The following is a 14,031-nucleotide window of genomic DNA, read 5'->3' on the forward strand; positions in this document are numbered from 1 at the left end:
CGGCAACGGAGGCACAGTACTCCGAGACCGGTTCAATCTAAGCCGGGGACCCTAAGCGGCACTAGGCCCTCTGCAATCGCTGAGTTTTCTTCATGAAAACTCAGCGTTGCTAGAGGGTGCTAAGGAAAAAAGTACCAAGTGCCGCTAAGGGGACCCGGCTTGATTTCACACGGTCTCTACGTATGGCCTCCGTTGCCGCCCCTTCGTAGCCCCTGGCTAACGTTCCTATCCAATATGGTTTGATTATGAAAATACTGGATATGTTTTTTGCCTGTAAGCATGACAGGCGGCTGCAAACTATCCACTCTTAGGCGATTTCAAAAATACTGGATACGAAAAACCTTATTTCCTAAGAGGAATCCGGGCTCGCGTATCCAGTATTTAAAAAAAGAAGTGTTATTGGATATCTGCCGAAAGAAAATCTTCTCTGAAGTCAGAAATACATATCCACTATTTTAAAAAGCGAGGATTATTCGATGGTACGCATATATGCGTATGCCTGATTTCGCAGAAAACTATCCAATAAGCTCCTTATTTCGAAATCGTGGATATTTTAGCTCTGCGCACAAAAATGATAGATGGTGCTAAAAATATCCACGATTTCAAAATTAACCGGTTATTAGATAGTGCCATCCATCTTCATCCAGTTCATCAGTTAAAATTTCCGGGCCGCGCGCGATAATCGTCTGGAAATCGAGCAGTATTCCAGCGCGGCAGAGTTACCGTTCACAGGTGTACTGATCAGGCAGAGGGGCCGGTTTACGAGTGAACAGTAATGGCCAGACTGTTACGTTTCTACATCGCCATGTAAGCGCTTTCCATACTGCGTCATCGGTGATATAATCGTAAAGAAGAACATAAGCGTGCTGGTCGACAGCATTCCATAGAAAAAGGAGGATTTTGATATGGCAGATATGGCGAAGGAACATCCAGACTGTGCGTACTGTGCAAAGGGTGAGCTGGTAAAGAAGTTCGGTTATGAGATCTGTGAGCTTCCGGCTTCCACCGTTTATCTTTTCAAGGAGCAGAGCCATCCGGGCAGATGCATCGTGGCATCGAAGCACCACGTATCCGAGATGCTGGAGCTCAGCGAGGCAGATCGCGCAGCATTTATCGCGGATGTCGTCACGGTTGCAAATGCGATTCATGCGGTATGCCACCCGAACAAGCTGAACTACGGTATGTACGGCGACACGGGCTGCCATCTTCACATGCACCTCGTTCCGAAGTATAAGGATCAGTTCGAGTGGGGCGGCACCTTCGCGATGGATCCGAACATGAATAAGATCACTGACGAGGCCGAGCTCGAGAAGATCGCTGCACCGCTTCGCGACGCGATTCTCGGAAAGTGAAATCAGAAACTGAAAGGCGGGAGGATATCGATTCCTCCCGCCTTTTCTGGACCGCCGAAATAGACTCTTCTGACGACGGGTGCTGATAGATTCCCGCCTGTAGAACCGTGGATCCATGTTTATAAACCTCAAAACCGGAAGACAGCTCTGCAGTGCCTTCCGGTTTTTTTATTTCTTCACTTCGTCGAGAATCTCCGCAAGGGCAGCGACCTGTGCGCTCGTGGTCGCCCAGGAGCTGCAGAAGCGGACGACCATCTGGTCCTCGCCGTACGGCTCCCATGGGGTGCAGATGACGTCCCGTGCCTTCAGCGCCTCAAGCGTCGTCTTCGGCAGGATCACAAACTGCTGGTTCGTCGGAGAGTTCAGGAAAAACGCGTATCCGCGGTCACGGAAAACCGCCTTGAGCTCCTCTGCGCGGTCGATGGCATTGACCGAAATCTCCGTGTAGAGCTGGTCGGTGAACAGCGCGTCGAACTGCACGGCGTTGAGGCGGCCCTTCGCGAGCAACGCGCCATGCTCCTTGATCATCGTCACCATCTGCTTCGGTGCCCCGCCGTGCGGATACACGACAGCCTCGCCACAGAGTGCGCCGACCTTCGTGCCACCGATGTAGAACACATCCGTGAGTCGGGCAATGTCTTCGATCGTTACGTCGGTGTCACGGCTCATGAGTCCGTAGCCGAGACGTGCGCCATCGAGGAAGAGCGGAAGCTTCCACTTCCGGCAGACCTCAGCGATCGCCTCGAGCTCCGCCTTCCGGTAGAGCGTGCCGTACTCCGTCGGATGGCTGATGTAGACCATGCCCGGGAACACCATGTGATCGTGGTCGCCGTCCGCATAGAACGCTGCCACCATGTGGTCGAGCTCCGCGGCATCCATCTTGCCGTCGTGGCTCGGAAGCGCCAGGACCTTGTGTCCCGTGAACTCGATGGCGCCCGCCTCATGACAGTTGACATGACCGGACTGCACAGCGACCACACCCTCGTACATCCGAAGCGTCGTATCGATCACCGTCTGGTTCGTCTGCGTGCCACCGGTCAGGAAAAAGATTTCCGCCTCCGGATGCCCGATGAATGCACGGATCTTCTCCTTCGCACGGTCACTGTAGATATCGGTACCGTAGCCCGTCAGCTGCTCCATATTCGTCCGTGTCAGTGCCTCCAGCACCTTCGGATGACAGCCCTCTGTATAATCACTTGCAAAATTCAGCATGATAGTCCTCCTGGATTTTTCTCCGCCCTGTGCGGAAACATACATAGATAGCATTTTAACACTGCGCGGCGTTAAAGCCAACTGATTTAAAGATTTTGATGACGTCCCTGTCGTCTGTCGAAAATGTACCTCCTGCAAGCAGAAAATCCAGTCGAAAAGGCGACTGGATTCATATAAGTTTCGAACCTCCGGCTGCCGTCCGCCGTGTCACGAGTGAACAGTAACGTTTTGCCAGGGGCAGCGGAGAGGTAGCCTATCAAAGCCATATAGAAGAATACTCCATAGCCCCTTAAGGAAAAATAGTGGAGAAATAATGGAATTTTGAATCGTTCCGCAACTCGTAAACCAGCGTATCCGTTCCTATACGCTCAGCGATTTTGCAAAGAATCATGAAGCTGAGATCCTGAAGGAAATCGGATAGGCACAACAGTGCTCATGATAACTCTTTTAACACGTCACACAGCAGTTCAAAGCCGGTCTGTATATCCGCTGCAGCGGTGGCTTCTGCCGGATTATGACTGATACCTCCGATACTCGGCACGAAAATCATCGCGGTCGGGAAATGCTTTCCGAATACCATCGAGTCGTGACCTGCACCACTGTTCATATGCTTATATGCCAGTTGTTTTTCTTTACAGTGCCGTTCGATCACCTGAATCACGTTCGGATCCATCTGTGCGGACGCCAGACAATGGTTCTGTCTAAGCCGGGTCTTAAAGCCCTTGCGTTCGATGGATTCCAGCGCACGCTTCAGAATCACTTCATCCTGAAGCAGTGCCTCTTCGCTGCCATCGCGCATATCGATGCGCAGATCTACGTGATCTGCGATGACGTTCTGCATCCCAGGAAATACCTGCAGCATGCCATAGGTCAGGGTGGCGGAAGGGGCCTGCTCCATCATCTGACGGGTAGACTCTGTGATAAATTCCGCAGCAGCCACCACCGGATCGTGCCGTAACGGCATCGAGGTGGTGCCTGCATGGTTCTGGCTTCCCTGAATGGTCAGCTCATAGTTAAAGATACCGACGATGCTGTCCACAATACCGATCTGCTTCTGCTCACTTTCAAGCACCGGTCCCTGTTCGATATGCAGCTCTACGATCGCTCGAATATCATCACGTTTCGCGCTTTTCAGCGCTTCCGGCTGATACCCGGCAGATAACAGTGCTTCACGAAGTGTGACACCATCACGGCCGACTTCCTCAAGATCCTCCTCTTTCAGCGTGCCACAGATCGCACGGCTCCCCTGACAGCCAGAAGCGAAACGACTGCCCTCTTCCTCCATCAGACCGACCACTTCCAGGCTGTGCTTCGGAACGTAGCCCGACTGTTTGAGGTATCCCAGCGCGGCTACACCGGTCACAACGCCCAGTGCGCCATCATATTTTCCACCATTCTTTACAGTATCCAGGTGGGATCCCGTCAGTACGGTACCTGGCTCTGTCCCCGGAAGCCGCCCATACACGTTCCCGATCGCATCCTCTCTGTATTCCAGCCCCTGCTCTTCGATCCACTCACGCAGGATGGTCTTCGCGATTCTGTCTTCCGGAGTGTACGCTGCACGCCAGATCTCTCCGTCGATACGTGTCGCATCGGCCAGCTGACACAGCATCTCTTCTATTTTCAACCCAGCTTCGTTTCCCATCATAAATGTCACCTCATTTTATCGGCTGTTTTCTGTCAATATTTCCCGAAATCGGATAGGCCATCCGCAATCATTCATCATATCCATACTGCACTGGTCTTTCAGCGACCATGCTTAAATCCGGTTGCGGCTGGTAGGAATACTTCGGCCTGTCATATTCATGCTGCCCCATATCATTGTTATCCGTCCACAGCTCACACTGTGTCATCACCGTCTGCACAGCATCGTCCATTCCCTCCGGCGGATAACGATGACTTCTGAGCAGACGTTTTATCATGATACGCATCCTCGCTCTTGCCGAGTCGCGCTTCTGCCAGTCGATTGTACGATTTTTGCGTAATGTATCTGCCAGCTCTTTGGTAATCGCAATCAACTCTTCATTTTCATAGAAATCCTTGATTGCCTGTGGCTTCGTCAGCGCATCATAGAATGCCAGCTCATCTGCTGTCAGTCCGAGCTGCTCTCCTTCTTTATTTGCCGCTGCAATCTGCTGTGCAAGATTTAACAGTTCCTCGATAACCTGCTCGTTCGTTAACATGCCGTTCAGATAAGCATTCATTGCCCTCTGAATGATCTCGCTGAACTTCTGCGATTTTACGACATTCGTATGACGGTAAATCTGTACCTGCTCTGCAATCAGCTTTTTCAACAGCTCTACGGCGAGATTTTTCTCCTTCATCTTCGAAATTTCCTCAAGGAATTTCGGATCAAAGAGTGAAAATTCCCTATCAACATCTGAGAAAAGATTAATGACACCTTCGCTCTGCACGCTGGCTTTCAGAAGCTCGTTAATCCGGGCATTCATTTCCGGCAGAGATATCTTCTTGCCTTCGCCCTGGTTCATAAGCCGCGTTACAAGCACGCGCACAGATTCAAAGAATGCCGCTTCTACGCGCATATCCTTCTCTACCAGAGAAGAACACAGCGATAACGCCTGTCCGAGAAGCAGTCCTTCTTTCAGAAAGTCCTCACGCTCCTGCTCCTTATCTACGCCAACGATAAAATTCACTGCGCCACTGATCGCTTTCGAGCGTTCCAGATTCGTGCCACTTATGAACTTCGAATAGTTATATCCATGGAACAGATCCCGGCAAATCGACAGCTTTTCGAGGAACTTCGGATATGCTACCTTTGCAATATCCGTATCTCCATAATTCTTCTTATCGCGGGCGGTATAGTCGTTCATCGCCTGCTTAAGAGCAGATGCGATTCCCACATAATCTACAACGAGGCCGCCTTCCTTGTTGCCAAATACACGATTAACTCTCGCAATCGCCTGCATCAGGTTATACCCCTGCATCGGCTTATAAACATACATGGTAGCCAGGGACGGAACATCAAAGCCTGTCAGCCACATATCTACAACGATCGCGATCTTGAGCGGACTGTCATTATCCTTAAACTGTTTTGCAAGTTCATCCTTGCGATGCTTATTCCCTATGATTTTATTCCATTCCTCTGGATCCTTGTTGCTGCTGGTCATGACAACAGCAACCTTCTCTGTCCATGACGGACGCAGCTGAAGGATGCGCTCATATATCTTCATGGCAATTGGTCGCGAATACGCTACGATCATTGCCTTTCCGGTCAGCAGACTGGCACGATAATTTTCGTAGTGGTTCAGGATATCATCCACCAGCGAATGGATGGTCTTCTCATTACCGAGAATAGCCTCCATCTGTCCCAGCTCTCTCTTGCTTTTCTCGATAACACCAGGATCCGCATTATTCGCCATGATATCATATTCCTGATCGATGAGCTTCAGTGTCTGCTCATCCAGCTTCAGCTTAATGACACGGCTCTCGTAATATACCGGACGGGTGGCACCATCTTCCACCGCCTGCGTCATATCATAGATATCGATATAATCACCAAACACCTCACGAGTGTTGCGATCTTTCAAAGAAATAGGTGTACCAGTAAATCCGATGAAGGTCGCATTCGGCAGCGCATTTCGGATGATACGCGCAGAACCGATTTTGATTTCACCGGTCTTAGCATCGACCTTTTCCTTTAAGCCATACTGTCCACGATGCGCCTCATCCGCCATAACCACAATATTTCTACGTTCAGAAAGGCAATCGAAGGACTCCTCGAACTTCTGCATCGTAGTAAAGATGATACCGTTCGCTTTTCTGCCATCCAGCAGTTTCTTCAAATGTGCGCGGCTCTCAGCATGAACCGGCTCCTGCCGCAGGAAGTCCTTACACTTTGCAAACTGCCCATACAGCTGGTCATCCAGATCGTTACGGTCTGTGATGACCACAATGGTCGGACTATCCAGCGCATCCTGCAGACGATGTGCATAGAAAACCATCGACAGGGATTTTCCGCTGCCCTGCGTATGCCAGAACACGCCGCCCTTACCATCCGTTTTCGTAGCGCGTCTGGTAGATGCTACCGCCTTATTGACCGCAAAATACTGATGGTATCCTGCCAGAATCTTAAATTGCTTTGTGCCTTCGTTGGAGAAACAGATAAAATTCTTTATGATATCCAGCAGACGCTCCTTTTCAAAGATGCCCTCAAAGAAGGTATCAAACTGAGCATACTGCGTATTCTCGTAGCTGCCGTCCTTGGTTTTCCACTCCATGAAGCGATCTTCACCGGATGTGATTGTGCCGGCCTTTGAAGTCATAAGATCACTCATGACGCAGATACAGTTGTAGATAAACATGGAAGGAATCTCATGCATGTAATTCCGGATCTGCGAGTACGCCTCCGATGCATCTGTCTCCTCACGAGACGGAGATTTTAACTCCACCAATACCACAGGCATACCATTCAAGAACAGCAGAACATCGGGGCGCTTATTGCTGTTCTCTACGAACGTCCATTGGTTCGCTACGATAAAGGAGTTGTTGCCAGGATTACTATAATCCACAAGATAAACAAGACCTGAGCGCTCTTCACCCTTAACAAAATAGCGCACTTCAACACCATGCTGCAGATAATCCATAAACAGGGCGTTTTTCTGCACCAGCTCAGCATTTTCAAAATTTTTCAGCTTATACAGCGCATCTGCAATCGCATCCTCCGGCATAGTCGGATTCAGACGGTGCAGTGCATCGTCCAGTTCTTCTTCATATAGAGGGCTTTTAAAATCACGCTCCAGGTCAGGAGCATAGACATGCCGATACCCCATGTTCTGAAACATCTCTATAACAGAATTTTCATAGTCTGCTTCGGTATAAAAACCTGCCATAGGTTAATCACACTCCTTTTTTCGTTATATTTTTCGTGGCAAACAAGAATTTAGCGGCCTAAAGGTCAATGTCAGAGACATCAAGCTCACCGGACATAAGTTTAGGTAAGAGTGTGTCTCGAAGAATTTCTAACCGCTTATTTTGCAAACGGTTATTTACGATTTGCTCTATCATTGGAGCAGTTATTGAATCAAAACTATCAAGTGTTGCTTCATCGGGAAGAATAATTTCAAATGCATCGAAGTCTTTTTTGCCGATATGAATTACTGTTGTAGCAACTTGTGTTTGTTCAATTTTATTCAAAAGAGGTTTTATAGTATAGAGAACAAATGCTTTTCCTTGAGGGCGATTGTTTTCAAAAATGCAAACTCGTTGATTTAACCAAGCAGGCTCATTTCCCCAAATATACGGACGAAATTCGCCATCCATACCTACAACAATATCTCCGGGTTGAATTAAATGCCCTTTTGGATGTTCTTCGGTAGTAAAAGTCACAAATGCTTGTTCTTTCAAGTCACGAATACGGATAATTGGTTTACCGAGTCCATCTGTATTAAATAGCTTGGAGGCAAAAGGCGCACCATATATGATGTTTGCAATAGCGTATATGTTTGTGTCATTCCAGTTAGAAGGTCTAACGCCACCAAAAGGCTCGAAATCAACAAACCAAGCTTTGTAAAGAGCTTGCATTTGCTCAAGTAAATTCTTGTTTATCTTGTTATTTAACTCAATTTTATCATCAAGTGTAGATAGTATAGAGGCGATTTTACATTGCACCTCGATTGGCGGATAAGTAATAGGTACTTCACCCATAAACTTAGTGTTGATTGATGGCATTGTAGCTCCAGTAGCTATTCCACGTACAAATTTCTTTGTTGATTCAAGTGTGAAATAGTAATAGAGATACTGTGAATCAATTTCACTAAGCGGACGAACCCTTAAACAACGCCCTGAGAACATCCACCCATCATAATCATCACTAACATAGGAACAACGGTCTACCGAACCGACACGACTAAAAACGATATCACCCTTTCGCAAAATATATTTGCTGAGGCGTGCTTTATCCGTATCAGAAACACATGGCAAATTCTGTTCGGTGAATTTTTTCTTACCCAAATGTTCAACCGTCACGATTGGAGTTCCAGTCTGGACATAGTCTTCTTTATGTAGCTGACTGCCAAAAGGTCCAGTCTGTATGTCTGCAAGGTCAGAAAGAGGCTTCGCTATAAACTCAGATTTCATACCCAATCGCCCCCAGTTTTCTTCTAATTTCATCCTCCAGCTCATGGGACTTCGCGAACATATCCGACAGTTCCGATGTCAGGCGTGCCATTTTCTCCTCGAACGGTTCACCGTCATCTTCCTGTTCCTCAATTCCCACATAGCGTCCAGGAGTCAGAATATAATCCTGCTTTGCGATATCCTCTATAGTTGCGACCTTACAGAAGCCCTGCACATCTTCCAGTGTGCCGTTCTGGAATGCTTCAAAGATATCTGCCAGTTTCTGAATATCCTCCTCGGTAAAGTCACGATGCTTGCGGTCAACCATGTGTCCCATTTTACGGGCATCAATGAACAGTGTCTTGCCGGACTGCTTCTTGCCTTTTGTGATGAACCACAGGGTAACCGGAATCGTTACGCTGTAAAAGAGCTGTGTCGGCATAGCGATGATACCTTCGATCAAATCATCCTCGATGATTCTTTTACGGATTTCACCTTCGCCGCTGTTCTGGGTAGATAAAGCACCATTCGCAAGCACCAAACCGATTTTTCCGTTCGGAGCCAGGTGATGAATCATGTGCTGAATCCATGCATAGTTTGCATTGCCCGCAGGCGGTGTTCCGTACTTCCAGCGCTTATCATCCAGCAGTTTTTCCTGATTCCAAGGATGATAGTTAAAAGGTGGGTTAGCAAGGATAAAATCCGCCTTCAATGTCGGATGCAGGTCATTTGTAAAGGTATCTGCATTGTACGGTCCCAAGTCTGCATCGATACCACGAATCGCCATGTTCATCTTCGCCATCTTCCATGTATCTGGATTTGCTTCCTGTCCATACACAGAAATTGAACCGCGCTTGTGTCCGTGCGCCTCAATGAATTTTTCGCTCTGAACAAACATACCGCCACTGCCGCAACAGCAATCGTATACGCGACAGTTATCGAACGGACGCAAAATGGATACCAGCGTTTTTACCACACTGGACGGCGTATAGAATTCACCACCGCCGACACCTTCCTTTTCTGCAAACTGTGCAATACAGTATTCATAAGTACGACCGAGCAAGTCTTCACTTGCCATCGTATCGCTCATGTCGATGTTGTTGGTAAAGATATCTACCACATCGCCCAACACTTTCTTATCCAGGTCAGGGCTTGCATAATTCTTCGGCAGCACATTCTTCAGCTTCTTATTCTCGGCTTCAATGGCTCTCATGGCATCATCGATAGCCGTACCGATTTCCGGAGTATGTGCCTGAGATGCAATATTGTCCCACCGTGCCACTTCCGGCACAAAGAAGACATTATCCATCTCATATGCATCACGGTCATTCTCGAATCCGTCTCCCTCATCTACCAGCTTCTGATGCTGCTTATCAAATGCTGCTGAAATGTATCGAAGAAAAATCAGTCCGATGATGACCTTTCTGTATTCTGCTGCTGGGATATGCCCCCACAGGACGCAGGCCGCATCCCACAATTGCTTTTCAAAACCGATATTGGCATTTGTCTTATCCGACATTGAATTCCCCTCCATCTGTTGGTTGACTTCCTATATACTTTTGCTTACTCGTCCAGTGTTTCATGACTGACTAAAACGGCAATGAATCGTTCCACCGATACGCAGAGTTCATACGTAGTAAACCTTTTAGACAGATTATAGCACGTCCCCTCCGCTCAGACATCACTCTGCTCGTCGATGCAGGGCGAAAACACCCGAAGATCTAATAATATCGTAAGAATCGGTAAGCTTCTCTCTATAGCATTTTTCGTTCGGATTCGCTAACATAGAGATAGTAAACTTCGCGGGACGTGTGTCCCGGAAGTTTTTGGAGGGTGAATGTATGAGAAAGAGCATGAAGAAGTATCTGGCGGCGGTTGTGGCGATGAGCGCGCTGCTGCAGCTAACCGCGTATGCGGGGCCTGGTTTTTCGGCGAGCAGCTCGCGGGAAGCGGCGGCAGCGGCAAACGCACAGTATGAGGCGGCGGCTCAGCAGGCAGCAGCTCAGCAGGCAGCGCAGCAGAAGGCGCAGAATAGCACGGGTACGGGCGCTTCCATCAACATGAATTCGATCAATCAGGGCACCGTATCCCCGGCGGAGGCCATGGCCATCGGTCAGAAGCTTGCCACCGTGAACGGCATGAGTGTCACCTACCAGCTGCCAAACAATCAGACGGAGGTCCTCGACGGTCTGACGATCGCAACCTGGGTAAATGGCAGTCAGGGCCTGACCGTATCCGTCGATGCGGCGAAGGTGGCCGCCTATGTACAGGGGCTCCGGAATAAATATGATACCCCGGCCGGTACACAGACCTGGCAGAGTGCGGACGGCACGGAGAAGTCCATCAAGACGAATTATGGCTGGCACATCGATCAGGCGAAGGAAACCGAAGCCCTGATTGCAAACATTCAGAGCCTGCAGTCCGTGACCCGCGAGCCGGTATACGCCTCCCGCGCCGTGCAGACTGAGATGCCACAGTGGGGAAAGACCTTCGTGGAAATCGACCTCTCCTCCCAGCATGTCTACTTCTATCAGGATGGCAACTGCGTCTGGGACAGCAAGTGCGTGACCGGTACCGCAACAGATCCGGACCGTGCCACCCCGACCGGTGTCTTCGCGCTGAAATACAAGCAGCGGGACCGTGTCCTCCGCGGACGCATCAATCCGCAGACCGGAAAGCCGAGCTATGAATCTCCGGTCGCCTACTGGATGCCGTTTAACGGCAACATCGGTCTCCATGACGCAAACTGGCGCTCCAGCTTCGGCGGAAACATCTACCTGAAGAACGGAAGCCACGGCTGCATCAACCTGCCACCGAAGAACGCGAAGACGCTCTACGAGCTCATCACGCCAGGCACGGTCATCGTGGTATGTGACTGATGAAAGGTCGGAGACATTGACCTAAGCCAGCGTGTTTTCGGCTATCATGACCAAACAATAATCCACCAGATGGCGGTTTATAGCCATCTGGTGGATTTTTTGTTCAGTCAAAGTCTTATTATGCTGCTGACCCTTTGATTTGTTCGTATATTGTTCGGGTTCTATCAAAGTCGCTATCTTCAGCCGCAATTATGTAGACAACGTTCGGATGATTCTGCTGCAGTTGTCCGATTGCCTGTAAAATCCTTTTTAAGAATAATTTGTTAATTACTGTCATTGGCGAGCAATAATCAATTTTAATGACTAACTCTTCAAGACTATTCAACAGGTCAATCTGGCCAGATATCATCGCAAGGTCATCTATCAGAAGTCTGGAACCTGGCAGGACGCGCCTGCAATGAGGAAAATCGAGTACATTGAGATCAGCATCTATAAAGAACAGATTTTCGTCCTCTGAAGACCACGCCCTCACTTGAACATCCTTCGCAAGTGGTCTGCCATCTAAATACGAGGACAAAATTTGATAAGTTGACTTCAAAAATATCCTCCTCAAAAATCGAAGCTCATGCCCGTATCATTCTGGATTGCAAGATCCGACAATTCCAGCATGGTTTCATATACCTTCTTTAACTGGCGGTCAGCCGGACTCTTCAGTCTCTGTTCGATCCATTCTTTAAATTTCACGCATCTTTCAGGGTGAAAGTACTCATAGTCACCCCAATCAAACATTGCATCCAGTTTGGACCACATTTCTGAAAGAAAACCATCTTCTTCCAATGCCTTTGCAGTCTCATCGCCAAAATAAAATTCTTTGATATTCTCTCCATCCACATACGTATACTCAGGGCTATTGCCATAGTGAACGGCATTCTTATCCAGAGCTACACGAATCCACATACTTACATCTCCTCTCTACGCTTGATCTTAAAATGCGTCTTTTCCGGATTTTTTGACAACGTTCCATCAAGTAAGCAGTAGGATTTTTCTTTTTTATCGTAAATTCGCAGATAGCCAGCAACTTTATCGCATCGAACAATATACCGGCTTCCTTCAAAATTATATTTCACGCCACCTTCTGTGCGCTGTGTTACAACATCGCCATTTTCTGGAATGAACTGATCAACGATTTCATTCAGATTAACTTTTTGCTTGATCCAGTTCTCATTGTTATTTGCCTCACGTACCTTACTACGGTCATACCGTTCCTGTTCCAAAGAACTTGACGGAACCAGATTTTCAATATAGTCTTTCGAGATATCAGAGTAAGCCGATTTGTAATCTGCCATTATGCGACCCTCCTTCTCTCAAACGGACGAGAAGCCCTCTTGCTACGAGTATGGAAGTCAGAAAAGTAGCGATAGTCAATTCCTAAAATATCAAGTTGGCTATCAACAATGGAATCATGCTTCCCATATATCATCAGTTTTGAAGGTCTTAAACCAAGTATCTTGTTTACATACGGAGTTGCAGAAATGGCATCCTCAGCATTGTCACAGCCAAGAAAACCTGATGCACACATGACGTGTCTTGGTACATTTTTGAAGTGACGAGTCGTTATCTGAATTCCACTCCGAGTATTGAACACGATTTTTACGTTGTTTGCTACCAATACTGCTGCAAACAACTGGTTTGCCAGCATCGCCATTTCCTGCATTTCACAGTCCATATCCCTGGTGATCGTTATATCTGGAACTACAACACCTAAGTAGCGCTGATAAACCGGAATATCATCCGGAAGATTTTTGAACCGACGAAAGTTCTGAACGTCTCCCATGTAGAAACATAGAACCGTTTCTGTTTCTGGTAAAATCAGGTTACTCTTTCTGTTTTCGTACGTAACCATATCTCGAGGCCATTCATCCAGAAAGTGTTCTTTCTGAAAGATGGGCCACCCATCTGAATCAAATTCAATTTTCCCATATGCACATCGGTATAATTCGTCCGATATGTGTATCAGTTCCATCAAAGTCATACTGACCTCCTTCTGGCGTTCAATCAAAAAGGGCGCCGACAAATTGTACACTTTGTACAAAACGCCAATTGTTGCATAGAGTCAGATATGCTAAAATGCAGATGTTCGATTTGCTAATAGCATATCTGTATGAAGCGCACTGGATTGCCGCGGGTACGGCTTTTCAGTGTGCTTTATTATTCACAAACATAAACATCACCACCTTTCATCGATCACTTCCACAATGAAACAACATGCGCTATTGTGCTCTTGCCAAATCCACCAGTTGGACGAAGTAATACTTTCTTCCACGTTTGCGATCATCTCCCAGAAGAATCTGCTTATCCTCAAGTTTGTCTAAATAGCGTTTTGCTTGTCCATTCGTTACTGAAAGCTGCTCGGCAAGATAAGCCACGCTAAGAATTGGTTGTGTGAAGATACATTCGATGATCTGATCGAATTTAGGGCTGTTGATCGCTTCCTTGACTTCAGCCTTTGTTTTTTCGTAAAGCTTGTTAAGATCATCGATGTAACCACTCAATTTTTTGGCCTGCACAATACA

12 protein-coding genes are annotated in these 14,031 nt (G+C 47.7%); 2 read left to right on the top strand and 10 right to left on the bottom strand.

The features are described from left to right. The first annotated feature begins 905 nt into the window (after positions 1–905). Entirely contained in the window at positions 906–1,352 is a 447-nt protein-coding gene (locus ACK8P7_RS05800) for an HIT family protein (RefSeq protein ID WP_410043282.1), read from the top strand. Positions 1,353–1,520: 168 nt separating this feature from the next. On the opposite strand, the gene ACK8P7_RS05805 is transcribed toward ACK8P7_RS05800, so the two are convergent. The 5 genes from ACK8P7_RS05805 to ACK8P7_RS05825 form a co-directional block, all read right to left on the bottom strand. Continuing rightward, positions 1,521–2,564, bottom strand: a complete 1,044-nt coding sequence (locus ACK8P7_RS05805) for a threonine aldolase family protein (RefSeq protein WP_410043283.1) — start codon at positions 2,562–2,564, stop codon at positions 1,521–1,523. 433 nt (positions 2,565–2,997) lie between these two features. Next, the gene (locus tag ACK8P7_RS05810) at positions 2,998–4,212 is read right to left on the bottom strand and encodes a M20 family metallo-hydrolase (protein WP_410043284.1); all 1,215 of its coding nucleotides are present in this window, start codon (positions 4,210–4,212) and stop codon (positions 2,998–3,000) included. A gap of 67 nt (positions 4,213–4,279) precedes the next feature. Beyond that, positions 4,280–7,414 carry a type I restriction endonuclease subunit R gene (locus tag ACK8P7_RS05815; RefSeq protein ID WP_410043285.1) on the bottom strand — a complete coding sequence of 1,045 codons (3,135 nt, stop codon included), beginning with the start codon at positions 7,412–7,414 and terminating at the stop codon, positions 4,280–4,282. Between the two features lie 58 nt (positions 7,415–7,472). Then, a complete protein-coding gene (locus tag ACK8P7_RS05820; RefSeq protein ID WP_410043286.1) occupies positions 7,473–8,693 on the bottom strand; it encodes a restriction endonuclease subunit S in 1,221 nt (406 codons plus the stop codon). Then, a complete protein-coding gene (locus ACK8P7_RS05825; protein WP_410043287.1) occupies positions 8,650–10,158 on the bottom strand; it encodes an N-6 DNA methylase in 1,509 nt (502 codons plus the stop codon). The genes ACK8P7_RS05820 and ACK8P7_RS05825 overlap by 44 nt, the downstream gene beginning before the upstream one ends. 322 nt (positions 10,159–10,480) lie before the next feature. Here ACK8P7_RS05825 and ACK8P7_RS05830 point away from each other — a divergent pair, with 322 nt between their 5' ends. Then, positions 10,481–11,518, top strand: coding sequence for a L,D-transpeptidase family protein (locus tag ACK8P7_RS05830; RefSeq protein WP_410043288.1), 1,038 nt, complete (start codon positions 10,481–10,483; stop codon positions 11,516–11,518). A gap of 118 nt (positions 11,519–11,636) precedes the next feature. Here ACK8P7_RS05830 and ACK8P7_RS05835 read toward each other — a convergent pair whose 3' ends face one another. The 5 genes from ACK8P7_RS05835 to ACK8P7_RS05855 form a co-directional block, all read right to left on the bottom strand. Beyond that, complete coding sequence (locus ACK8P7_RS05835) at positions 11,637–12,056, bottom strand: hypothetical protein (protein ID WP_410043289.1); 420 nt, start codon at positions 12,054–12,056, stop codon at positions 11,637–11,639. Between the two features lie 11 nt (positions 12,057–12,067). Next, positions 12,068–12,415, bottom strand: coding sequence for a hypothetical protein (locus ACK8P7_RS05840; protein ID WP_410043290.1), 348 nt, complete (start codon positions 12,413–12,415; stop codon positions 12,068–12,070). A 2-nt stretch (positions 12,416–12,417) separates the two neighbouring features. Then, entirely contained in the window at positions 12,418–12,804 is a 387-nt protein-coding gene (locus tag ACK8P7_RS05845; protein WP_410043291.1) for a hypothetical protein, read from the bottom strand. Next, positions 12,804–13,490: a DUF4417 domain-containing protein gene (locus ACK8P7_RS05850; protein ID WP_410043292.1), complete on the bottom strand. Its 687-nt coding sequence runs from the start codon at positions 13,488–13,490 to the stop codon at positions 12,804–12,806. The genes ACK8P7_RS05845 and ACK8P7_RS05850 overlap by 1 nt, the downstream gene beginning before the upstream one ends. 238 nt (positions 13,491–13,728) lie before the next feature. After that, positions 13,729–14,025, bottom strand: a complete 297-nt coding sequence (locus ACK8P7_RS05855) for a hypothetical protein (protein ID WP_410043293.1) — start codon at positions 14,023–14,025, stop codon at positions 13,729–13,731. Between the last annotated feature and the right edge of the window lie 6 nt (positions 14,026–14,031).

Source organism: Oribacterium sp. P9, from assembly GCF_046365365.1.
In the GTDB taxonomy this organism is placed as follows: Bacteria; Bacillota; Clostridia; order Lachnospirales; family Lachnospiraceae; genus Oribacterium.